Origin of the sequence: Streptomyces sp. NPDC013157, assembly GCF_042899865.1 — a bacterium.
Classification (GTDB): domain Bacteria; phylum Actinomycetota; class Actinomycetes; order Streptomycetales; family Streptomycetaceae; genus Streptomyces.
The window spans coordinates 32,511-54,327 of the sequence record NZ_JBIBAK010000024.1 but is presented as its reverse complement, the minus strand read 5'-3'; the positions used below and the strand labels follow the sequence as shown (position 1 = coordinate 54,327).

17 protein-coding genes are annotated in these 21,817 nt (G+C 72.3%); 10 read left to right on the top strand and 7 right to left on the bottom strand.

Annotation, left to right across the window (positions count from 1 at the left end; genetic code table 11):
- Window positions 1-83: 83 nt before the first annotated feature.
- Both ACFY6U_RS46695 and ACFY6U_RS46690 read left to right on the top strand, forming a co-directional pair.
- Window positions 84-1,568 (top strand): glycoside hydrolase family 76 protein, encoded by a 1,485-nt coding sequence (locus tag ACFY6U_RS46695; RefSeq protein WP_390048434.1) that lies wholly within the window; start codon window positions 84-86, stop codon window positions 1,566-1,568.
- 49 nt (window positions 1,569-1,617) lie between these two features.
- A complete protein-coding gene (locus ACFY6U_RS46690; protein ID WP_390048432.1) occupies window positions 1,618-3,108 on the top strand; it encodes a glycoside hydrolase family 76 protein in 1,491 nt (496 codons plus the stop codon).
- 23 nt (window positions 3,109-3,131) lie between these two features.
- Here the strand turns inward: ACFY6U_RS46690 and ACFY6U_RS46685 are convergent, their stop codons facing one another.
- Window positions 3,132-3,560, bottom strand: a complete 429-nt coding sequence (locus ACFY6U_RS46685; protein WP_390048430.1) for a secondary thiamine-phosphate synthase enzyme YjbQ — start codon at window positions 3,558-3,560, stop codon at window positions 3,132-3,134.
- A gap of 93 nt (window positions 3,561-3,653) precedes the next feature.
- Between ACFY6U_RS46685 and ACFY6U_RS46680 the strand changes: the two genes are divergently transcribed.
- Complete coding sequence (locus tag ACFY6U_RS46680) at window positions 3,654-4,739, top strand: NAD(P)-binding domain-containing protein (RefSeq protein ID WP_390048428.1); 1,086 nt, start codon at window positions 3,654-3,656, stop codon at window positions 4,737-4,739.
- Between the two features lie 12 nt (window positions 4,740-4,751).
- On the opposite strand, the gene mltG is transcribed toward ACFY6U_RS46680, so the two are convergent.
- Together mltG and ACFY6U_RS46670 are read right to left on the bottom strand one after the other, a co-directional pair.
- Complete coding sequence (mltG, locus tag ACFY6U_RS46675) at window positions 4,752-5,660, bottom strand: endolytic transglycosylase MltG (protein WP_390048426.1); 909 nt, start codon at window positions 5,658-5,660, stop codon at window positions 4,752-4,754.
- 71 nt (window positions 5,661-5,731) lie between these two features.
- Window positions 5,732-7,654: an ABC transporter ATP-binding protein gene (locus ACFY6U_RS46670; RefSeq protein WP_390048424.1), complete on the bottom strand. Its 1,923-nt coding sequence runs from the start codon at window positions 7,652-7,654 to the stop codon at window positions 5,732-5,734.
- Between the two features lie 94 nt (window positions 7,655-7,748).
- Here ACFY6U_RS46670 and ACFY6U_RS46665 point away from each other — a divergent pair, with 94 nt between their 5' ends.
- Window positions 7,749-8,201, top strand: coding sequence for a MarR family winged helix-turn-helix transcriptional regulator (locus ACFY6U_RS46665; RefSeq protein WP_390048422.1), 453 nt, complete (start codon window positions 7,749-7,751; stop codon window positions 8,199-8,201).
- Window positions 8,202-8,265: 64 nt separating this feature from the next.
- On the opposite strand, the gene ACFY6U_RS46660 is transcribed toward ACFY6U_RS46665, so the two are convergent.
- Both ACFY6U_RS46660 and ACFY6U_RS46655 read right to left on the bottom strand, forming a co-directional pair.
- Window positions 8,266-9,606 (bottom strand): cation:dicarboxylate symporter family transporter, encoded by a 1,341-nt coding sequence (locus tag ACFY6U_RS46660; protein WP_390048420.1) that lies wholly within the window; start codon window positions 9,604-9,606, stop codon window positions 8,266-8,268.
- Between the two features lie 205 nt (window positions 9,607-9,811).
- Window positions 9,812-11,407: a peptide-N4-asparagine amidase gene (locus tag ACFY6U_RS46655; RefSeq protein ID WP_390048418.1), complete on the bottom strand. Its 1,596-nt coding sequence runs from the start codon at window positions 11,405-11,407 to the stop codon at window positions 9,812-9,814.
- A 142-nt stretch (window positions 11,408-11,549) separates the two neighbouring features.
- Between ACFY6U_RS46655 and ACFY6U_RS46650 the strand changes: the two genes are divergently transcribed.
- Both ACFY6U_RS46650 and ACFY6U_RS46645 read left to right on the top strand, forming a co-directional pair.
- Window positions 11,550-13,064 carry a M1 family metallopeptidase gene (locus ACFY6U_RS46650; RefSeq protein ID WP_390048416.1) on the top strand — a complete coding sequence of 505 codons (1,515 nt, stop codon included), beginning with the start codon at window positions 11,550-11,552 and terminating at the stop codon, window positions 13,062-13,064.
- Window positions 13,065-13,342: 278 nt separating this feature from the next.
- Complete coding sequence (locus tag ACFY6U_RS46645) at window positions 13,343-15,325, top strand: N-acetylmuramoyl-L-alanine amidase (protein WP_390048576.1); 1,983 nt, start codon at window positions 13,343-13,345, stop codon at window positions 15,323-15,325.
- A gap of 26 nt (window positions 15,326-15,351) precedes the next feature.
- Here ACFY6U_RS46645 and ACFY6U_RS46640 read toward each other — a convergent pair whose 3' ends face one another.
- Window positions 15,352-16,155 carry a L,D-transpeptidase family protein gene (locus tag ACFY6U_RS46640; protein WP_390048414.1) on the bottom strand — a complete coding sequence of 268 codons (804 nt, stop codon included), beginning with the start codon at window positions 16,153-16,155 and terminating at the stop codon, window positions 15,352-15,354.
- Window positions 16,156-16,352: 197 nt separating this feature from the next.
- On the opposite strand from ACFY6U_RS46640, the gene ACFY6U_RS46635 reads away from it, so the two are divergent.
- From ACFY6U_RS46635 to ACFY6U_RS46620, 4 genes are all read left to right on the top strand, one after another.
- Window positions 16,353-18,134, top strand: a complete 1,782-nt coding sequence (locus ACFY6U_RS46635) for an ABC transporter transmembrane domain-containing protein (protein ID WP_390048412.1) — start codon at window positions 16,353-16,355, stop codon at window positions 18,132-18,134.
- The gene (locus tag ACFY6U_RS46630; protein ID WP_390048410.1) at window positions 18,131-19,912 is read left to right on the top strand and encodes an ABC transporter ATP-binding protein; all 1,782 of its coding nucleotides are present in this window, start codon (window positions 18,131-18,133) and stop codon (window positions 19,910-19,912) included. The genes ACFY6U_RS46635 and ACFY6U_RS46630 overlap by 4 nt, the downstream gene beginning before the upstream one ends.
- A 204-nt stretch (window positions 19,913-20,116) precedes the next feature.
- Complete coding sequence (locus ACFY6U_RS46625; protein ID WP_390048408.1) at window positions 20,117-20,587, top strand: DUF5709 domain-containing protein; 471 nt, start codon at window positions 20,117-20,119, stop codon at window positions 20,585-20,587.
- Between the two features lie 45 nt (window positions 20,588-20,632).
- Window positions 20,633-20,893, top strand: a complete 261-nt coding sequence (locus ACFY6U_RS46620) for a type B 50S ribosomal protein L31 (protein WP_293999140.1) — start codon at window positions 20,633-20,635, stop codon at window positions 20,891-20,893.
- A 41-nt stretch (window positions 20,894-20,934) separates the two neighbouring features.
- Here the strand turns inward: ACFY6U_RS46620 and ACFY6U_RS46615 are convergent, their stop codons facing one another.
- The gene (locus ACFY6U_RS46615; RefSeq protein WP_390048406.1) at window positions 20,935-21,729 is read right to left on the bottom strand and encodes a metal-dependent hydrolase; all 795 of its coding nucleotides are present in this window, start codon (window positions 21,727-21,729) and stop codon (window positions 20,935-20,937) included.
- Between the last annotated feature and the right edge of the window lie 88 nt (window positions 21,730-21,817).

The window sequence follows — 21,817 nt, the reverse complement described above, 5'->3', positions numbered from 1 at the left end:
CGTGAGCAACGTTGACGGCCGCCCTCCCCTTCCCTACCTTCCGAGAGCGCTCTCACATCCGTCCCTCGAAGCAGGGAGGTGCCATGTTCCCCGTGCGCAGACCCGTCAGCCGCACCCTTCACCGGCTGGCGACGGCACTCGCTCCGGCACTGTTCACCGTCCTCGTCCCCCTCACGCCCCCGGCGTCCGCCGCCGACACCAGCGCGGCGGCCGCCGTCTGCAACAAGTACTGCGACACCCGGGACCCCGCACTCTCCCCGGGCGACCGCACCCCGGTCTCGGCGAGCATCTACGCACGGTCGATCGTCCTGCACTTCGACGACGCCGACGCCATGGGCTGGGCCTCCATCGACAACGGCAACCCCGGCGACGAGGTGTGGCTCGACCGCTCCTTCGACGGGGGCCGCACCTGGAGCTCGGGCAGCAAACTGGGTGACACCAGCGTGCCCACGGGTCAGCGCGGCTGGCGCACGCTCATGTACAACGTCGACGACTGGAACAACCTCGGCGTCGGCGCCCTGCGCGCCTGCGGAAAGGCCGGGGACCGTGCCGAGATCGCGTGCACCCCCTGGGCCCGCGCCACCTGGAACGCGGGCGAGCCGCGCACCGCCGCGGCCACCGGCCTGATGACCTTCTACGACTACGGAACCGGCCTGTTCGACACCACCGGCTGGTGGAACTCCGCCAACGCCCTGACCGCGGTCATCGACAACATCCGTGTGACGGGCATGGGCAGTTACCGGTACGCGATCGCCCGCACCTACGACCTCAACGTCGACGCGCAGGGCGGGCAGTTCCGCAACGACTACATCGACGACACCGGCTGGTGGGGCCTCGCCTGGGTCGCCGCCTACGACCTGACCGGCGACAGCCGCTACCTGGACACGGCCCGCGCGGACGCCGACCACATGGCCGCCTACTGGGACTCCACCTGCGGCGGCGGGGTGTGGTGGAGCACGGCGCGGACGTACAAGAACGCGATCGCCAACTCCCTCTACATCCAGCTCAACGCGGCCCTCCACAACCGCGTGCAGGGCGACACGGCATACCTCGCCCGGGCCCGGGCCGGCTGGACCTGGTTCCAGGGCACCGGCATGGTCAACGGCTCACACCTGGTCAACGACGGCATCGACCTGTCCACCTGCGGCAACAACGGACAGGCCGTCTGGTCGTACAACCAGGGTGTGCTCCTCGGCGCGCTCGCCGAGCTGTACCGGGCCACGGGCGACGGCGGGCTGCTCACCAGCGCCCGGCAGATCGCCGATGCCGCCACCACGACCTCTCTGCTCCACACCTCCGACGGCATCCTGCGCGATCCGTGCGAGAGCGGCGACTGCGGAGGCGACGGCCCGTCCTTCAAGGGCGCCGCCGTACGCGGCCTCGGCAAGCTCAACTCGGTGCTCCCGGACCACCCTTACACCGCCTACCTCAAGCGCCAGGCCGACCGCGCCCAGGCGAGCGACCGCAACGCCCTCGATCAGTACGGGCTGCGCTGGTACGGGCCGCTCGACCAGGTGGACGCCGCCCGCCAGCAGAGCGCCGTCGATCTGCTCGACGCGGCGTCCTGACCGATCGACAACGTTGTCCGAACCGACACACAGAGAGAGCGGGTACGTCATGTCAGCGCGCGGACACCGCATGCTCGGCGCCCTGTCGGCCCTGGCCCTCGCCCTGGCCTGCCTCGTCGCCCTGCCCACGGCCGCGCGGGCCGCGACGCAGGTCTGCGCGCTGGCATGCGACACCCTCGACCCGTCGAAGGCGCGGCAGGAGACCTTTCCGGTGCCGGACCGGAACATCAACGGCCGCGTGCTCCGGCTGCACGTCTCCGACGCGGACGACATGGCCTGGGCCGGCATCGACGACGGCGTGAGCGGCGACTCGGTCTGGCTCGACCGCTCCTGGGACGAGGGGGCGGCCTGGCCCGAGGGCTCCTCCCTCGGCCGTACCTCCATCCCGTCCGGGGCGTCAGCCGCCCGCACCGCCATGTTCGCCACCCGGGACCCGCGCGGCCTGCTGTACGGCGGCGCGGTCCGTGCCTGCGGCCGGGAGGCGGGCCACCAGGAGGGCAGCTGTACCGCCTGGGTCCGGCCCGCGCCGACCCGGGCGCGCGCGGCGGCCGACGCGCTGATGGCCTCGTACAACCCCTACGAGGCCTGGTGGCGCAGCAGTTGGTGGAACTCCGCCGCCGCCCTCACCGCGGTCGTGGACTTCGCCGAACGCACCGGGCGGCACGACTACGACTGGGCGATCGCCCGCACCTTCGAGCAGAACCGGGGCGTCTTCGCCGCGGGCGTCCGCAGCACCGACCCGATCGAGGGGGACTTCATCAGCCGCGCCGTCGACGACGCGGCCTGGTGGGCCGTCGCCTGGGTGGCCGCCTACGACCACACGCACGAGCAGCGTTATCTGGACGAGGCGGTCACCATCACCGACTACGTCCAGCAGTTCTGGGACACGGGCACCTGCGGCGGCGGGGTCTGGTGGGACCGGGAGCGCACCTACAAGAACGCCGTGACCAACGGCCTGTACCTCTGGCTCGCCACCGCCCTGCACCAGCGGATCGGCGGCGACACCGTGTGGGGGGACCGCGCGGTCACGGCCGCGGACTGGTACCTCTCCAGCGGCCTGATCGACCCGGCCGGTCTGGTCAACGACGGCCTCACCGCGGGCTGCGCCAACAACGGCCAGACCGTGTGGAGTTACAACCAGGGCCTCGCCGTCGGCGCCTTCACCGAGCTGTGGCGCTCCACCGGTGACAACCGGTACCTGGACACCGCCAGGCGTCTGGCCGACGCCGCCCTCGCCTCACCGGTCCTGACCCGCGACGGCGTGCTCACCGAGTCCTGCGAGACGGGCGCCGGCACCTGCGACGACAACCAGAAGCAGTTCAAGGGCATCTTCGTCCGGTATCTCGCCGACCTCGCGGACGCCACCGGGTCCACCGCCTACGACGCGTACATCCGCAAGCAGGCGGACTCGGTCTGGGCCACCGACCGCGACCCCCTGAACCGCCTCGGCGAACGCTGGTCCGGCACCGCGCCCCACAAGTCGGACTGGCGCACCCAGGCCGGCGCGCTGGAAGCACTGACGGCCGCGGACGGCCGGTGAGCGTCGCGGCCGCCCGGGAGGGTTCAGGAGCCCGCAAGGAAGGTGAGCCGAACCTTTCGCTGCGGATTGTCCCGGTTCGTGTCGACCAGGCACACCGACTGCCAGGTGCCCAGCGCCAGGCGGCCGTCGATCACCGGGAGGGTGGCGTGCGGGGGGACGATCGCCGGGAGGACGTGGTCGCGGCCGTGGCCGGGGCTGCCGTGCCGGTGCTGCCAGCGGTCGTCGGCGGGGAGCAGGGTGTGCAGGGCGGCCAGCAGGTCGTCGTCACTGCCGGCGCCGGTCTCCAGGACCGCGATACCGGCCGTCGCGTGCGGGACGAAGATGTTGAGCAGTCCGTCACGGCCGGCCGCGGCCTCGCGGAGGAAGGCCTCGCAGTCGCCGGTCAGGTCGACGACCCGCTCCCGGCTACCGGTGGCGACATCGAGTTCTCGTGTGGTGAAGGCATCCGACATGCCCCCATCGTGGCCCATGCCCCGGACGCGCGGGCGAGCGGGCATGCGGCCGGGCCGGGAAGATCCACGGCCGTCCCGGCTGTTGGGAGAAGCGTGAACAATGCGCGTGCGGTCGAAGAGGTCGAGGTAGTCGTCATCGGCGCTGGTCAGGCCGGTCTGTCCAGCGCCTATCACCTGCGGCGCACCGGTTTCGAGCCGGACCGCGACTTCGTGGTGCTCGACCATTCCCCCGCGCCCGGCGGGGCCTGGCAGTTCCGGTGGCCGTCCCTGACGTACGGCAAGGTGCACGGGATGCACGCGCTCCCGGGCATGGAGCTGACCGGGGCCGACCCGGCGCGGCCGTCCGCCGAGGTCATCGGGGAGTACTTCGCGGACTACGAGCGGACCTTCGATCTGCGGGTGCACCGGCCGGTCGACGTCCGCGCGGTGCGCGAGGGCGAGGACGGGCGGCTGCTCGTGGAGACCGACCGCGGTGACTGGTCGACGCGGGCGCTGATCAACGCCACCGGCACCTGGGACCGGCCGTTCTGGCCGCGCTACCCGGGCCAGGAGACCTTCCGCGGACGGCAGTTGCACACCGCGCAGTACGCCGGACCCGAGGAGTTCGCCGGTCAGCGGGTCGTGGTCGTCGGCGGCGGGGCCTCCGGCACCCAGCACCTGCTGGAACTCGCCCCGTACGCGGCCGCCACCACCTGGGTCACCCGGCGCCCGCCGGTCTTCCGCGAGGGCCCCTTCGACGAGGGCGCGGGCCGGGCCGCGGTGGCGCTGGTGGAGGAGCGGGTACGGCAGGGACTGCCGCCGCGAAGCGTGGTCTCGGTCACCGGACTCCCGCTCAACGACGCGATCCGGCAGGGCCTCCAGGACGGGATCCTGGACCGGCAGCCGATGTTCGACCGCGTCACTCCCGACGGCGTGGCCTGGAACGACGGGCGGCACGTCGACGCCGACGTCATCCTGTGGGCCACCGGTTTCCGGGCGGCCCTGGACCATCTGGCGCCGCTGCGGCTGCGCGAGCCGGGCGGCGGGATCAAGGTCGAGGGGACCCGCGCGGTCGCCGACCCCCGCGTCCACCTCGTCGGCTACGGCCCGTCCGCCAGCACCATCGGCGCCAACCGCGCGGGGCGCGACGCCGTGCGGGACATCAGACGGCTGCTGGCCGGGGAACCCGTCGCCGCCTGACGCACCGACGGCTCACCGCGGCGGCTGCGTGACCTGCGGCGGCCGCCGCGTCTTCGCGTTCTGCACGGCGTTGAAGTCGGCGACGTTGCGCTGGTGTTCGGCGAAGTCGGCGGTGAACCGCGTGTCGCCCGGCTTGACCGTGACGAAGTACAGCCAGTTGCCCGACGGCGGGTTGAGCGCGGCACGCATGGCGTCCTCGCCCGGGTTGTCGATCGGCGTGGGCGGCAGGCCCATGCGCTGGTAGGAGTTGTACGGGTTCTCGATGCGGGTGTCGTTCACCGTGGTGTTGAGGGTGCTGCGGTTGAGGGCGTAGTTGAGGGTGGAGTCCATCTGGAGCGGCATGCCGCGCTGCAGCCGGTTGAGCACGACGCGTGCCACCTTGCCCATGTCGGCCTTGTCGGCGGCCTCGGCCTGGACGATGCTCGCGATGGTCACCGCCTGGTAGACGTTCATCGCGTCGCGCTGCGCGCCGGCCGCGACGGGCGCCCAGCCGAACCGCCGGTTCGCCGTGTCGACCATGAACCGCAGCACCGACTGCGGGGTCGCGTCCTTGTCCAGGGGGTAGGTGGCCGGGAACAGGTAGCCCTCCGGGTTGCCCCCGGCGTCGCCGGGGAGCTTCAGGCCCGCGGTGCCGACGGAGCTCTTGGTGCTTCCGGCGGGGAGGGCGAGGGCCTTGTCGACGGCGTCGTAGACCTGGGACGCGCGCCAGCCCTCCGGGATGACCAGGGCGGCGGGTCCGGCCGTGCCGCGGGCCAGGGACAGCAGGGGCACCGCCACGGCGGCACCGGCCACGACGGCAGCGGCCACGACGAGCACGAGCCTGCCCCGGCGGGTCAGCCGCATCGACTTGCCGCGCGTCGAGGCGCCACGGCCGTCGGCCGTCCGACGGCCCGGGTTCCGTGGCGGAGTGTTGATCTGCATGCGGGCACGTTAGCTCGCACAACGCCACAAACCCGACATATCTTCAGCTTGTCGGCTGCGATGTGTCGGCCTCAGCCTGTCGGCGGTGTCGCGTGCCTGCGTCCCCGGTCGCCCCGCCTGCGCACCGGCCGCAGGGCCGTCTCCCGCTGAGCGGGCTCGCCGGTTCCGGGCTGCTCCGGTGCCGACTCCGCCGCCGTCTCCAGCCGGGCGTCCCGGCGCACCAGCGCCGCGTACCGGCCGTCGAGTTCCAGCAGTTCCTCGTGCGTGCCGCGTTCGGCCACCCGCCCGGAGTCGAGGACGACGATCTGGTCGGCGTCCTGGATCGTGGAGAGCCGGTGGGCGATGGTGATGGTCGTCCGGTTGGCCGACAGGGCGTCGATGGCGTCCTGGACCGCGTGTTCGGTGCGGGTGTCCAGGGCGCTGGTCGCCTCGTCCAGGATGAGGACCGGCGGGTCGCGCAGGATGGTGCGCGCGATGGCCAGCCGCTGCTTCTCGCCGCCCGAGAACCGGTGTCCGCGTTCGCCGACGACGGTGTCGTAGCCGTCGGGCAGCGCGGCGATGTGGTCGTGGATCTGGGCCGCGCGGGCGGCCGCGTGCAGTTCCTCGTCGGTGGCGTCCGGCTTGGCGAAGCGCAGGTTGTCGGCGACCGAGGCATGGAAGAGGTACGTCTCCTGGGAGACGACGCCGACCGCGCGGGCGAGGGTGTCGAAGTCGAGGTCACGGACGTCGACGCCGTCCAGGGTGACCCGGCCGCCGGTCACGTCGTAGAGCCGGGGCACCAGGTAGCCGAGCGTGGACTTGCCGGCGCCGGTCGGGCCGACGACGGCCAGGCCGGTGCCGGCCGGGACGGTGATGTCGATGCCGTCGAGGACGGGACCCACCTTGTCGTTGTCCCTGTCGTACCGGAACTCGACCTTCTCGAAGCGGACCTCGCCCTTCACGCGGTCGAGGTGGACCGGCTCGTCGCGCTCGGTGATGTCGACGGGCAGGTCGAGGTACTCGAAGATGCGCTGGAAGAGAGCGAGCGAGGTCTGGATCTGGACGCCGGTCGCCAGCAGGCTCACGGCCGGGCGGAACAGGCCCTGCTGGAGGGAGACGAAGGCGACGATGGTGCCGAGCGAGATCTGCGGGCCGCCCATCTGGAGGGCCATGCCGGCGGCCCAGTAGATGACGGCGGGCATCGCGGCCATCACGATGGTGATCACGGCCATGCGCCAGCGCCCCGCCATGTTCGACCGGACTTCCAGGCCGACCAGTTGCTCGGACTCCTCGGCGAAGGAGGCGGTGAGCGAGTCGGCGCGGCCCATGGTGCGGCCGAGCAGGATGCCGCTGACGGAGAGCGACTCGGTGACCGTCGCGGCCATCGCGGCCATCTGCTTCTGGCGCTGTGTGGTGATCTTCTTGCGCTCGTTGCCGACCCGGCGGCTGATCCACACGAAGAGCGGGAGCAGGACGAGCGAGACGACGGTGAGCCGCCAGTCGAGGGCGATCATCGCGACGATCGTGGCGACGACGCTGGTCAGGTTGGAGACCAGGGAGGTGGCCGTCGAGGTGACGGTGGCCTGCATGCCGCCGATGTCGTTGGCTATGCGGGACTGCACCTCGCCGGTGCGGGTGCGGGTGAAGAAGGCGAGCGACATGCGCTGCAGCCGGCCGTAGACGGCGGTGCGCAGGTCGTGCATGACGCGCTGGCCGACCGTGGTGGATATCAGCGTCTGCAGGACGCCGAAGACGCTGGTGAGGACGGCACTGAGGATCATGCCCAGCGCGAGCAGGCTGAGCAGTCCGGTGCGGCCCTGCGGGATGGCGGTGTCGAGGGTCGCCTTCAGGAGGAAGGGGGTGGCGACCGAGACCAGCGAGGCGGCGCCGACCAGCAGGCCGACGATCGCGAGCCGGCCGCGGTAGGGGCGGAAGAGCTTGAGGATGCGGCGCACCTGGCGGGGTTGACCGGCCGCGGTGCCGTCAGGGGTCCAGTTGATCTCGTCTCGGGGCATGGCTCCTACGGATGGTTCGGTGTGTACGGACTCACGGAGCTTAGCTCACTGTTACCTATACTCACAATGAACATAGTCCTGATATTGTTCCCGTATGAGCACCCCCGACCCCGACGGCCCGCTCGCCGAGCAGTTGCTGCGCCTCACACGACGGGTGTGGCGCATCCAGAAGCACCATCTCGCGGCGCGCGATCTGGGCGTCACCCCGGCCCAGTCTCGGCTGCTGCGCACCCTCGCGCACTACGAGGCACCCCCGCGCATGGCCGACCTGGCCGAGCGTCTGGAGGTGGTGCCGCGCGCGGTGACGACCCTGGTCGACGGCCTGGAGGCGAGCGGCAAGGTGTGCCGGGTGCCGGATCCGACGAACCGCCGGGTGACCCGGATCGAGATCACGGACGAGGGGCACGAGACCCTGCGCGAGCTGCGGGCGGCGCGGAGGTCGGCGGCCGCGGAGATCCTGGCTCCGCTCTCGCCGGAGCAGCGGGAGGTGCTGGGCGGACTCCTGGACACGCTGGTCGACGGGCCGGTGGCGGCGAAGCACTGCTGAGGCACGGCGAAGCGGCTCACCCTGCCCGTCCTTCCGGATGGGGGAGCCGCTTCTCGTCGTCCGGTCAGCTCTCGGACACCAGTTCCTCGGCCTGTTCCGCCGTCTCGACGACCGCGGTCCCACCGCCCAGCACCCGCTTCGCCCGTTCCACGTCCAGTGCGCCCTCCCAGCGGGAGACCGCGAAGACGGCGACGCAGTTGCCGAGCAGGTTGGTGACGACGCGCATCGAGTCCATGATGCGGTCGACGCCGAGCAGCAGGGCGACGGCGCCGGCCGGGATCGCCCCGAGCGAGGAGACGGTCGCGGACAGGGCGAGGAAGGCCGAACCGGGGATGCCGGCCATGCCCTTGCTGGTGAGCATCAGCACCAGGACCACGGTGATCTGCTGACCGAGGCTCAGGTCGACGCCCACGGCCTGGGCGATGAACAAGGTGCCGATGGAGAGGTAGAGCGAGGCGCCGTCCAGGTTGAAGGAGTAGCCGGTGGGCACCACCAGGCCGACCGCGTCGTCCCGGGCACCCGCCCCGCGCAGCTTCTGCATCACGCGCGGCAGCACGGACTCCGTGGAGGCGGTGCCGAGCGCGAGCAGCAACTCCTCACGGATGTAGCGGACGAACTTCCAGAGGCTGAGCCCGGTGAGCGCCTTCAGGGCGACGGCGAGCAGGGCGACGAAGAGCGCGGCGGCCGCGTAGCAGAGGACGATGAGCTTGGCGTAGGTCTCGATGACCCCGAGCCCGTACTGGCCGATCAGGACGGCCGTCGCCCCGAAGACGGCGATCGGGGCGAGGCGCATCACGAAGCCGACGATCGCGAAGACGACCTCCTGGGCCTGCTCGACGGCGGGCAGCACCTCGGGCACCTTGGTGTGCCCGAGGTGGAGCAGCGCCGCGCCCACCAGACAGGCCAGGACGAGCACCTGAAGCAGGGAGTTCTCGGCGAAGGCGCCTATGAAACTGGTGGGCAGGGCGTCGAGGACGAACTCGGTGGTCGAGGGCAGCGAGCCGCCGCCCGTCTTGGCGTCGACCGCCTTGGCGCTCAGCGTGGCCGGATCGACGTGCATCCCGGCGCCGGGCTGGACGAGGTTGGCGGCGAGGAGTCCGATGACCAGCGCGAGCGTACTGGCCACCTCGAACCAGACCAGCGCCTTGAGTCCGATCCGCCCGAAGGCCCTGAGGTCGCCGGCCTTGGCGATGCCGACGACGACCACGCAGAACACCAGCGGCGAGATGATCGTCTTGATGAGCCGGGTGAAACCGTCGCCGAGCGGCTGGAGATCCGAGGCGAACCCGGGCCACAGCCGCCCGACGACGATGCCGAGCACGAGCGCGCAGGCGACCTGCGCGAAGAGAGAGGTACGCAGTATGCGTGCGACGCGTCCCGGCAGGGACGGTACGGACGGCGGCACGGGCACTCCTGGTGGGGGGATCGACTCGCCGAAGCCGAGCGGGACTTCTGCGATACGGAAACCAGCTTCCGCGCCGATCACTCTGGAGGTGTTCTTGATCCCGTTCGAGACCGCCGTGTCACGGCCGTGTAAATCACGGGCGGAGTGACGCGTCGCACACAACTCGGCCGGCTCGGCTCGGCGGCCGACGCTCGGCAGCGACCGCTCAGCAGCGGCTGCGGTCCACCGTCAGCACTCCTTGTTCGGTGGCCAGCGAGCGGTCGTAGCAGCCGTCGGGGCCGTACCGCCGGTAGCGTTCGCTCGACGTCCCGACCGCGTGCCGCTGGTCGCGCGGCACGCCGAGCGTGTACGTCGCGTCCCCGCTGTAGATGTCGTCGAGCCGTGCCCAGGCGCCTCCGGACCCTCCGACCGCCGCCCGGTCGCCGAGGGTGAGCTGGGTGCGCAGCCGGTCGTCGGTGCCGATGGTGGTGGCGCCGTTCATGGTGTAGGTCCGGTCGGTGCGGGTCGTCCGGGGTGCACCGCCGGCCTTCACCGTGACGCCCTGGTCGTCCGTCCAGGTGGCGTCGAGCGCGTCCGTCGTCTCGCCGTCGTTCCAGCGGTGCACGGAGGTGTTGGCCAGCGTGCGGCTGACGGTGGTGGTCACCCGGCCGTGCGAGGTGTCGACGTATCCGGAGACGGTGAGCCGGTGCCCGGCGTCGGTGTCGACCCGGTACTCCCCCGACCCCGGTGTGTAGACCGAGGAGTTGACGGGCTCGGAGGCCTTCACCTCGGTGAGCCCGCCGGTGACCTGGGACCGGTGCGCGTCCTGCCAGACCAGCACGTTCACGGGGGCGCTCCAGCCGGCCTGGCCCTCGGGCACGCCGGCGACGGAGACCTCGACCTGGTGCGGGCGGCCGTCGTCGAGGAGTCCCGCGAACGGCGTCAGGTCGTATGCGATCGGTCTGACGTCGAAGGCGCCCGGGCCCGGTATGACGTACCAGAGGAACGGGTTGGACCAGCCGCCGGTCCACACGTTCGGGAACGGCGCGGCGATTCCGGCCAGCCGGCCGTCGACCCTGATCTGCACCTCCCGGTAGGGGCCCTTGTCCGCCTTGCAGGAGTACGACGCCGGGTCGGCCACGGTCAGATACCAGAACTCCTCGCAGCCGCCGCCGGATCCGGTGGCGTACACCTCGGCGACGACGCGTTCGCTGTTGCGCGGGGTGGTGAGGGTGGTGCCGTCGGCCAGGGTCAGCACCTTGTCGGGGACCGAGGCCGCGGGGCGTCCCGCGTAGAAGGTGAGCGTGGCCTTGACGTCGATGACGCCGGTGTAGGTGTCGTCGACAACGTTGCCGATGAGCATCTCGACGTCCTGCGTGCCGCGGAAGGTGTCACTGTAGCGGGTGACGTCCTTCTCCACGTGCCACTCGATGCCGTCCGGCGAGGGCTCGGGGGTGGAGGTGCGCAGCACCTCGACGCCGCCGACGTGCAGGTAGCCCAGGCGGTCGTACTGACGGCCCTTCACCTTGCCGTCCAGCCGCAGGACGACCTTGCTCCACCGGTCGCCGCAGCCCTGCGGGGGCGTGTACGTTCCCCGGTACGGCGTGAAGTCGCGGAACTGGGCCTCGGCCAGGGTGACTTGGCAGGACCTGGCCCCCTTGGGCACGGACACCGGCGGGGCCGCGGTCACCGGGTCGTGCCAGTCGGTGCCGAACTCGGCCGGGACGTCGGCGGCACGGGCGGCGGGCGCCCCCGTACCGAGGAGCGCGCTCGCCAGGAGGGTCACTCCTGCGAGCATGGACATGACGATCCGTCTTCTCATGGCCGGTGTTCTACGGGGAGTTGGCCGTCGGCCGCAACGCCCGGGCCGGTCGACAGCGGCCCGTTCGGCCACCCGGCCCGGACGGGCGCACGCCATGGGCACAAATAGTGCTATAAGCGGATGACGCTGTCACAGTGCTGGCATGGAGATCATGACCGCTCGCGCCCTGCGCACCGTCCTCGCGCTCACGGGAGTCGTCGCGCTCACCGGCACCGGCTGTTCGGGCGGTGTCCCGCACCGGGGCCACGGCTCCGCCGCCCCCGGCGCCTCGGCCGTCCCGGCCGGCGCCGCCCCGTCCCCCGGCGCCCCCGGGATCGGCGACCCGCTCATGCCGCTGGACGGCAACGGCGGCTACACGGTCCGCCGTTACACGCTCGACCTCGACTGGCGGGCCCCCGGGACACCTTTCCCTGCCGGTACCACCATCAGCGCCACCGCCACCCAGGCCCTGTCCCGCTTCGACCTCGACTTCGCGGGCAACACGCTGCACCGGGTCACCGTCGACGGCGCGCCGGCGACCGCCGTTCGCGACGGCGACGAACTCGTCGTCACGCCCGCGCGGCCGATCCCACGCGGCAGCACGTTCACCGTCCGCGTCGCCTACACGGCCGATCCGACCCAGCGACGGCACCGGAGCGATGCGATCCGCGAGTACGGCTGGGTGCCCACCCCCGACGGCACCCTGGTCTGCGCACAGCCCGACGGCGCCAAGATGATCTTCCCGGCCGACGACCACCCCAGCCTCCGGGCGCCCGTCACCTTCCACATCACCACCCCGCCCGGTCTGAGCGCGGTGGCCAACGGCCGGCTCGTCGAACGCGTCCGGCGGCCCGACGGGCGGATGCAGTGGACGTACGACTCCGAGGAGCCCATCGCGGCACAGCTGGTCCAGCTGGCGATCGGGAAGTTCACGTTCGTCGCCGGCAGGGGGCCGGGCGGGCTGGCCGTGCGGGACGTGGTGCCGGACGACCTGGTCGCGGACACCGAGGCCGAACGCTCGCTCACCCCGGAACACCTCGCCTGGCTGGAACGGCGGCTCGGCCCGTACCCGTTCCGCCGCTACGGCGTACTGGTCGGGGACACCGATCTGCCGGTGGCGCTGGAGACGCAGTCGCTGTCCCTCGTACCGAAGGACGACCTGCTGGGCGACCGGGTCGACGCCGAACGCAATCTGATCCACGAGCTGGCGCACCACTGGACGGGGGACAGCGTCGCCGTCCGGCAGTGGTCCGACCTGTGGCTGAGTGAGGGTCATGCCCGTTACTACGAACGGCTGTACTCCGACGAGCACGGCGGCGTCGGCATGGAGGACGCCATGCGGGCGGCGTACGAGCAGCACGACCAGTGGCGCCACGACGACGGGGCGCCCGCCGAGCCCACCGGGCCGACGCTCTTCAAGGTGATGCGCTACGACGGTTCGGCACTGGTGCTGTATGCCCTGCGGCAGAAGGTCGGTGACGAGACGTTCGACCGGATCGAGCGGGCCTGGGTGACCGAGTACCGGGGCCGCGCGGCCGGCACCCGGGACTTCGTCGCACTCGCCTCCAGGGTCGCGGGCGAGGATCTGACGCCGTTTCTGACGCCGTGGCTGTACGGGCCCGACACCCCGCCGATGCCGGGCCACCCCGACTGGCACGTGGACCCGGTCGAGGACTGATCCCGCCCGGCGCGTCGCGGCCCGCCAGGCTGCCCGGCCACTGCCGCCGACCGGGTGGCCTCTGCCGGACCGCTGGGCCACCCGGTCGACGCTCGGCGCGCCGGGTCGCGCCGGGCACGGAAACGTACGAGGGGTGACGTGAAGGGCAACCCCCTTGCCCTGGTTGCGACGAGCGTGCTTGGAGACCCTCAGCAAGCGGTTGGAGACCCTCTGGTATGAGAAGAACTGACGCTCCACGTGTGCCCGGTGCCCTCCGGACGTGCCGTCTGACGGCCTGCCTGATCGCGACGGCCGCGCTGCTGCCACCCCTGCTGATCCTCCCGGCGTCCGGCACCGACGAAGCGGAGGACCAGCGCCTGCAGAACGCCTTCACGGACGCCGCACGCGAGTTCCACGTGCCACGCAGCGTGCTCATGAGTGTGTCCTACATGCAGTCGCGCTGGGACATCCACGCGGGCACCCCGAGCATCGCGGGTGGCTACGGTCCGATGCACCTGGTGGACACCGCCCGTACCCGCGTCGCGGAGCGGTCACCCGCAGCGGGCCCCGCGGCGCCGGACGGCCGGAAGCGCGACCCGCTCGCGGGAACGGCGTTCGCGGTGGGCGGCCACGCCGTGCAGCCGGCGGACCTGGAACACGCCGCACGGCTGATCAAGGTACCCGCCGGAAAGCTGCGGACGGACGCCGTCGCCAACGTACGCGGCGGCGCGGCGCTGCTGGCCGCGACACAACGGCATCTCGGCAAGCCGCTCAGCGCCGACCCGGAAGACTGGTGGCAGGCGGTGGAACGTTTCCCCGGCACCCGTGACGTCGCGTCGGCGACGACGTACGCCAACGACGTCTTCGGTCTGATCCGCCGGGGCGCGCACCGCACCACCGCCGACGGACAGGAGGTCACCCTCCCCGCCACCCCCGGCGTCAGCCCGCACCCCGGCCCGCAGGCCCCCAAACGGCCCAAGAACGTCGAGTGCCCGCCCGAACTGGCCTGCGACTGGCTCGCCGCGCCCTACGAGGAGATCGACGACGACGGCGACTACGGCAACCACGACCTCGCCGACCGGCCCCGGGACCAGCGGATCGAGTACATCGTCATCCACGACACCGAGTCGACGCTGCCGAACATGTTCAAGACCGTGCAGGACCCGACCGAGGCGTCCTGGCACTATTCGATCCGCTCCAGCGACGGCCACATCACCCAGCACGTCAGGACCAAGGACGAGGCCTGGCACTCCGGCAGCAAGTTCGTGAACGCCCGCTCGATCGGCATCGAGCACGAGGGTTTCCTCACCCACCCGGGGACCTGGTACACCGAGCAGATGTACCGGTCATCGGCCCGGCTGGTGCGCTACCTGGCGAAGAAGTACGGCGTCCCGATCGACCGGCAGCACATCTTCGGCCATGACAACGTGCCGTCCCCGACCGGCGACAGCATCCCCGAGATGCACGAGGACCCGGGGCCGTTCTGGGACTGGCGGCACTACTTCGACCTCCTCGGCGCACCGCTGAAGGCCACGGCCGGACCGGACAGTCCCATGGTGATGATCCTTCCGGACTACGCCACCCACAAACCGCGGTACACGGGGTGCGACGGCGACGGCAAACGATGCCTGCCGCACGGCTCCAGCGCCGTCCGCCTCCACACCCGGCCGGACGAGAACGCACCGCTGATCCAGGACCCGGGCCGCAGGCCGGACGGCGACCCGTCCACGGAGGACGTGAGCGACCTGGGTTCGCGGGTCTCCACCGGCCAGACCTTCGCCGTGGCCGACCGCAGCGGCGAGTGGACGGCGATCTGGTACCAGGGCAACAAGGCGTGGTTCAAGAACCCCACGGCGCACCCGACGGCCGTCGGCGCGAGCGGCCGCATGGTGACGCCCAAGGAGGGCCTGGACGAGATCCCGGTGTTCGGACGGGCCCTCCCGGAGGAGGAGGCCTACCCGGACGGGATGGAGGAGGAGGACGAGTCGCCGCTGCCGTACAGCCTGCGGGCGGGCCAGCGGTATGTGACGCAGTCCGCCCTCGGCGGCTCCTACGTCGACCGGTCGACCTTCTCCGCCACTCCTCAGCCCGTGGTGGTGGGTCAGGAGAAGTACTACGAGATCCAGTTCGGTCACCGGCTCGCCTACGTCCGGGCGGACGACGTGGACGTGCTGGACACGCGCACCTCCGGCACCACTGGCACCACCGGCACGACCGGCACGACCGGCACGACGGGCACGACGGGCTCGGCAGGGAGCGAGGCCGTCCCGGACGAACAGTGACCACCGCACCGGGGCCCGGGTCCGCGCTAGGACAGCAGGTTCGGCCTGTCCCCCATCACCACGACGGGATCCCGGGCCGGGTCGAGGGTGCGCAGCAGGTACTCCATGGCCTCCCTGGGCAGGCCGATGCATGCCGAGGTGCCGCTGCCGTGGTCGAGGTGCAGCCAGATGCCGCCGCCCCGGCCGGCGCCCCACGGGTGGGTGGTGTCGTGCGGCGGTGTGCCCCGCAGGCGGTTGTAGTCGATGGCGATGACGTAGTCGAAGTCGTGCCGGTAGGCCGGACTCCAGTAGCGCGGGGGCGTGTAGAGATCCCGGCCCTGGGCGTAGGAGAGCCGGGTGCCCGGGTCGGGGAGCACACCGCCGGCGTCGGTGACGGTGAACACGCCGACCGGGCTGCGTCCGTCGCCCGCGAAGTGGTCGGTGGTCCAGCCGGACCGCCCGTTGTGGGCGGGCCAGCTGCCCACCGGGCGCCATCCGCCCTCGTCCCGGGTGTAGAGCACGACCGTGGAGTCGGCCGAGTCCGCGCCCTCCCCGTACACGGCGACGACCTGGCGGGAGTCCGCGGGGATCTCCGCCCGCAGCAGCTCGCCGACCCCCGGCAGCCGGCCGGGATCCCCGGCGGGCACGGCCCGGTCCGGCTGCTGCCAGTCCGGGGCCGACACGGCGGTTCCCGGGGCCGACGGGGTTCTCGGGGCTCCGGCGTGCGGCCGCGGCAGACCGTTCTTCGCGCCACCGCTCGGTGAGGCGTCGCAGGCGCTCAGGGTCAGCAGGACGGCCCCGATGACCGCCGCCGCCGTGACGGTCGTCCGCCGCACGCTCTTGATCTGCACCCGGCCATCCTGACATCACATACCGGGCAATCTGTTAGATCTCCTTCCATTCAGTGCGTGTTGAGCGGCGAGCCCTGGCCGGAAGGGGGCGGATTTCGACGGCCGGCCGGGAAAACCGTTTGATTTCGACGACGCTCCGACGCGAACCTTTCACGGCTTGTCGCCACCCCTCCCCCGACCCGAGCCGCTGGGACGCCATGCAGATTCAAGATCTTCCGTACACCGATCCAGGCGTGCCGGACGCGCGTTCGGGTCCCCGGTTCCTGTGGTGGCTGGGGCGGAATCAGCTGGGCGGTCAGCTCAAGGCACTGGCCTGGGGACTGCTGCACTTCGTCTCCGTCTCCGCGCTCCCGTTCTGCGTGGGCCTCGCCGTCCAGGCCGTGGTCGACCGCTCCGGCACCCGGCTGGCCCTGACGGGCGGCCTGCTGGTGCTGTGCGGCACGGCGATCGCCGTCGGCGACACCTTCCTGCACCGGGCCGCCGTCACCAACTGGATCACCGCGGCCGCCCGGGTCCAGCAACTACTCGCCCGAAAGGCCGCCCAGCTGGGCTCCGCGCTGACCCGGCGAGTGGCAGCCGGCGAGGTGGTGGCCGTCTCCACCGGCGACGTCGAGAAGATCGGCTGGTTCGTGGAGGCGGTCTCCCGCTTCACCGCCGCCGCGCTGACGGTCGTCGTGGTCGGCGTCGGCCTGCTCTTCTACCAGCCCGCGCTCGGCTGGGTGGTCGCGGCTGGGCTGCCGCTCGTGGCGCTCGCCGTGCTGCCGCTGCTGCCCCGGGCGACCCGGCGCGCCGACTTCCAGCGAGCCAAGGCCGGCCGGGCCACCGAGCTGGCCTCGGACACCGTGGCGGGGCTGCGGGTACTGCGCGGCATCGGCGGCGAGGACCTCTTCCTCGACCGCTACCGGCGCGCCTCCCAGGAGGTGCGGCACGCCGCCGTACGCAGCGCCCGGATGTGGTCCCTGATCGCCGCGATCCAGGTACTGGTGCCGGGCCTGCTGTTGATCGCGGTGGTCTGGCACGGCGTCCACCTCGCCCGGCAGGGCCGGGTGACCGTCGGCGAACTGGTCACCGTCTACAGCTCCGTCATGATCCTCAACTACCCGTTGCAGCACTTCACCGAGATCGCCATGGCGTACTCCTTCTCGCGGCCGTCGGCGAAACGGGCCGCCCGGGTGCTCTCCCTGGAGCGGGCCACGGACATCGGCGGCTCGCGCGCGGAGGCCGTGCCGGACGGCGACCTGCACGACCCCGACTCCGGTCTGCTGGCGCCCGCGGGCAGGCTGACCGCCGTGGTCTGCGGCGACCCCGACGCGGCCGGTCGCCTCGCCGAACGACTCGGCGGCCACCCCGCCGAGGCCGCCCCCTCCGTACTGCTCGGCGATGTCCCCCTCGACGAACTGCCGCTGGAGTCCGCCCGCACCGCGGTGCTCGTCCAGGACAAGGAGCCGGTGCTGCTCTCCGGTTCGCTGCGGGAGCTGCTCGACGTGCCGGCCTCCGGGTCCGTGCGCGCGGAGGACGCGCTGGCCGCCGCCCAGTGCGCCGACGTCCTGGAGGCCCTGGTCCAGGGCTCGCTGGACGTCACCGACCCGCTGGACGCCCGGATCACCGAGCGGGGCCGGTCCCTGTCCGGGGGCCAGCGCCAGCGGCTCGCGCTGGCCCGGTCGCTGATCACCGACCCCGGGGTGCTCGTCCTGGACGAGCCGACCTCCGCCGTCGACTCGCACACCGAGGCGCGGATCGCGGAAGGCATCCGCGAGGTGCGGTCCGGCCGTACGACCGTGGTGTTCACCTCCTCGCCGCTGCTGCTCGACCGGGCCGACCGGGTCGTCCTCGTCCACGAGGGCAAGGTCGAAGCGGTCGGAGTACACCGCGAACTGCTGCGCACCGAGCCTCGGTACCGGGCGGTCGTGACCCGGGAGACGGCCGACGAAACCGCGCTGCTGAGCGGCGCGCTGGAAGAGATCGAGGAAAGCGCATGATCGGCGTCGCACCACCGGCTTACGACCCGGCGGCCCCGACGACAGCCACCACCCTGCCCGTCGGCGCCGCCTCCACCGTGCGCGCCTATGTGGCCGAACTGTTCCGCCGGCACCGCCGGGCCTTCTCCCTGCTCGTACTGGTCAACACGGTGGCCGTGATCGCCTCCATGGTCGGCCCGTACCTGCTCGGCGGGCTGATCGAGCGGGTGTCGGACGGTGCCCGCGAGCTGCGTCTGGGCCTGACCATCGGCCTGTTCGTGCTCGCGCTCGCCGTGCAGGCCGTGTTCGTGCGGGAGGTACGGCTGCGGGGTGCCGTGCTCGGCGAGCGGATGCTGGCCGACCTGCGCGAGGACTTCCTCGTCCGGTCGGTCGGGCTGCCGCCGGGCGTCCTGGAGCGGGCGGGCACCGGCGATCTGCTGTCCCGGATCACCACCGACATCGACCGGCTCGCCAACGCCATGCGGGAGGCCGTGCCGCAGCTGTCGATCGGTGTCGTGTGGGTGGTGCTGCTGCTCGGCGGGCTCGTGGTCACGGCGCCGCCGCTGGCCGCGGCCGTGCTGCTCGCCCTCCCGGCCCTGGTCGTCGGCTGCCGCTGGTACTTCAGGCGGGCCCCCTCCGCCTACCGGTCCGAAGCCGCCGGGTACGCGTCCGTGGCCGCCGCCCTCACCGAGTCCGTGGACGCCGGGCGCACCATCGAGGCGCACCGTCTCGGCGCCCGCCGCATCGCCCTGTCCGATCGCCGGGTCAAGGAATGGACCGCCTGGGAGCGGTACACGCTGTGGCTGCGCTCGGTGCTCTTCCCGGTCACCAACGCCACCCACACGACCGTGCTCGGCTCGGTGCTGCTGATCGGGGGCGTCTTCGTCCTCCACGGCTGGCTCGACGTCGGCCAGCTGACCACGGGCGCCCTCATCGCGCAGATGCTCGTCGAACCGGTGAACCTGATCCTGCGCTGGTACGACGAGGTCCAGGTCGCGCATGTGTCGCTGGCCCGGCTGGTGGGCGTGCGGGACATCGAGCCGGACCCCGGCGACGCCTCGCTGGCCCCCGCGGGCCGCGAGGTGCACGCCGACGAGGTCCGCTTCGGGTACCTGCAAGGCGTCGACGTGCTGCGCCAGGTCTCGCTGGAGGTGGCGCCCGGCACCCGGCTGGCCCTGGTCGGCCCTTCGGGCGCGGGCAAGTCCACTCTCGGCCGGCTGCTCGCCGGGATCTACGCGCCCCGGGCCGGCCGGATCACCCTGGGCGGCGCCGAACTGTCCCGGATGACCGCCGAACGGGTCCGTTCCCACGTCGCCCTCGTCAACCAGGAGCACCACGTCTTCGTGGGCTCCCTGCGCGACAACCTGCTGCTGGCCCGGACCGACGCGGCGGACGCCGAGCTGTGGGCGGCGCTCGGGGCGGTCGACGCGGACGGCTGGGCACGGGCCCTGGAGGAGGGCCTGGACACCGAGGTCGGCTCCGGCGGGCTCGCCCTGACCCCGGCGCAGGCGCAGCAGATCGCGCTCGCCCGTCTGGTGCTGGCCGACCCGCACACGCTGGTCCTGGACGAGGCGACCTCGCTCCTGGACCCGCGCGCGGCCCGCCACCTGGAGCGGTCCCTGGCCCGGGTCCTGGACGGCCGCACGGTGGTCGCCATCGCGCACCGGCTGCACACCGCCCATGACGCGGACGTCATCGCCGTGGTGGAGAACGGCCGGATCAGCGAGCTGGGCAGCCACGACGCGCTGGTGGCCGCCGACGGCGCCTACGCGGCGCTGTGGCGGTCGTGGCACGGGTGACAGGCCGCGGCGGCCGGGGCACGGGGTGCGGTGCGCCGCAGGTCGCGCCCCGTGCCGTTGCGCGGGTGCGAGCTGGGGTGGAAGGCTGGAGAGCGGCACCGGTTCGGGGACCGGCCGGGAACCGTACGGTTCGCGCCGCGCACCCGTGCCGGGCGTGCCGGCGGCCCGCCCCGCGGACCGCGTCCTCACTCCCTGGAGGTAGCCGTGACCACCGCCGACGGATGGGGGGACGACGTCTACCAGCCCGACGGATCCGAGATCCGTGAGGACACGGGGCTGCTCGACGTGGAGGACACACTGGAGTCCGACGGCGTCAGCGATCCCCTGGACCGTGGCTGGTCCCCGCCCGAGCGGCCGTGGGCGGTGGAGCACACCGGGGTGACCGCGGCGGAGCGCCACCGGGGCGAGACCCTGGACCAGCGGCTCGCCGAGGAGCTGCCCGAGCCGGCCGTCCCCGACGGCGACGGCATCGGCGACTGCCAGGGCAGCGACGGCGAACTTCTGGACAACGAGGTGGGCGACCTGCGCTCCGGCCGGCTCGTGGCCCCGAACGAGGGGGCGCACGAGGACGACGAGAACGGCCTCGTCGCGACCGACATCGGCATCGACGGCGCCGGGGCCTCTGCGGAGGAGGCCGCGATGCACATCGTCGACGAGGACACCGCCTACGGCTGAGCCCGCCCGCCCCTGCCCGTCCGCCCCGTCCTTCGAGGAGCCGCCATGCAGCAGGACAAGCACCCCGACTACCACCCCGTGGTCTTCCGCGACCGCGCCGCCGGATACGCCTTCCTGACCCGGTCCACGGCGACCAGCGACCAGACCATCGAGTGGGACGACGGCGAGACCTACCCGGTGGTCGACGTGGAGATCTCGTCCGAGAGCCACCCCTTCTACACCGGGAAGGCCCGCACGGTGGACACCGAGGGGCGCGTCGCCGCGTTCGAGCGCCGTTACGGGAGCGGCTCGGGGACGGCGGGCTGACCCGCGGGGCGCACCGGTCCGGCGACCGGCCGGGCCACGGCTCAGATCACGTTCAGGGCGGCCGCACAGCCTATGCCGCCGAGCACCATGAACACCGGCATGAGCACCTTCAGCTCGACCCAGCTGCCCGCGCGGAACCGCATCACCTTCGGCGGGCCCACCGGGTACCAGCGCTTGCGGCCGATCGGGATGGGCCACAGGATCGGGCAGCCGGAGACGGTCAGCGCGTCCCCGATGTCGTGCACCAGCGCCCCCAGCACCACCGGCAGCCCCAGCCACAGGTACTCCTGGCCGGGCTGGGTGAACAGCCAGTCCGAGCCGTTGCCCGGCTTGTCCAGGGTGCCGGCCAGGATCCAGGCGCTGGTCGCGGCCAGCAGCCACACCAGGACGTCGCTGCTGGAGCCGCGGGCCGCCCGCCACAGCAGCCCCTCGATCGCCAGCACCATGTGCGCGAAGAGGATCGCCAGCACCGCCCAGCGGCCGCCGAGGATCGCGGCGGCCGAGCAGCCCCCGCCGATCAGCACCGCCCACAGCCAGGTGTGGGTCAGGGTGCGGTGGCCGCCGGAGCGGCGCGGGTCGCCCTGCTTCCGGGTCGCCTTGTAGACGGCGTAGGAGAGCTTGTCGACGATCTCGCAGAGCCAGCGCGACAGCGGTCCGAAGGCGCGTGAGATCGTCGCGGCCTTGTGGTCGAGGTCGGGGGCGAGCGCGGCGCCGGCGCAGATCAGCGCCCCGACCAGCAGCACCGGCCAGGGCATCGCGTGCCCGGCCGCGGCGGCCGCCGCTCCGACGCCGAGCCAGGCGGCGGCTCCCGACAGTGAGTGTGCTGGTCCCATCATGGCCGTTGTCCGCCCCATTCCTCGTGTACCGCTGTCCAGTTGACCGGGTGCGTTGACGCTCCGTCGGCGACACAGCGTAGCGGCCATG

Excerpts from the sequence above, each read along its gene's own strand:
- ACFY6U_RS46685 (WP_390048430.1), bottom strand. The coding sequence starts at position 3,560 with ATGTCGGATGCCTTCACCACACGAGAACTCGATGTCGCCACCGGTAGC.
- ACFY6U_RS46620 (WP_293999140.1), top strand. The coding sequence starts at position 20,633 with ATGCAGCAGGACAAGCACCCCGACTACCACCCCGTGGTCTTCCGCGAC.
- ACFY6U_RS46655 (WP_390048418.1), bottom strand. The coding sequence starts at position 11,407 with ATGAGAAGACGGATCGTCATGTCCATGCTCGCAGGAGTGACCCTCCTG.
- ACFY6U_RS46665 (WP_390048422.1), top strand. The coding sequence starts at position 7,749 with ATGAGCACCCCCGACCCCGACGGCCCGCTCGCCGAGCAGTTGCTGCGC.
- ACFY6U_RS46650 (WP_390048416.1), top strand. The coding sequence starts at position 11,550 with ATGGAGATCATGACCGCTCGCGCCCTGCGCACCGTCCTCGCGCTCACG.
- ACFY6U_RS46690 (WP_390048432.1), top strand. The coding sequence starts at position 1,618 with ATGTCAGCGCGCGGACACCGCATGCTCGGCGCCCTGTCGGCCCTGGCC.
- ACFY6U_RS46670 (WP_390048424.1), bottom strand. The coding sequence starts at position 7,654 with ATGCCCCGAGACGAGATCAACTGGACCCCTGACGGCACCGCGGCCGGT.
- mltG (WP_390048426.1), bottom strand. The coding sequence starts at position 5,660 with ATGCAGATCAACACTCCGCCACGGAACCCGGGCCGTCGGACGGCCGAC.
- ACFY6U_RS46695 (WP_390048434.1), top strand. The coding sequence starts at position 84 with ATGTTCCCCGTGCGCAGACCCGTCAGCCGCACCCTTCACCGGCTGGCG.
- ACFY6U_RS46635 (WP_390048412.1), top strand. The coding sequence starts at position 16,353 with ATGCAGATTCAAGATCTTCCGTACACCGATCCAGGCGTGCCGGACGCG.
- ACFY6U_RS46630 (WP_390048410.1), top strand. The coding sequence starts at position 18,131 with ATGATCGGCGTCGCACCACCGGCTTACGACCCGGCGGCCCCGACGACA.
- ACFY6U_RS46615 (WP_390048406.1), bottom strand. The coding sequence starts at position 21,729 with ATGATGGGACCAGCACACTCACTGTCGGGAGCCGCCGCCTGGCTCGGC.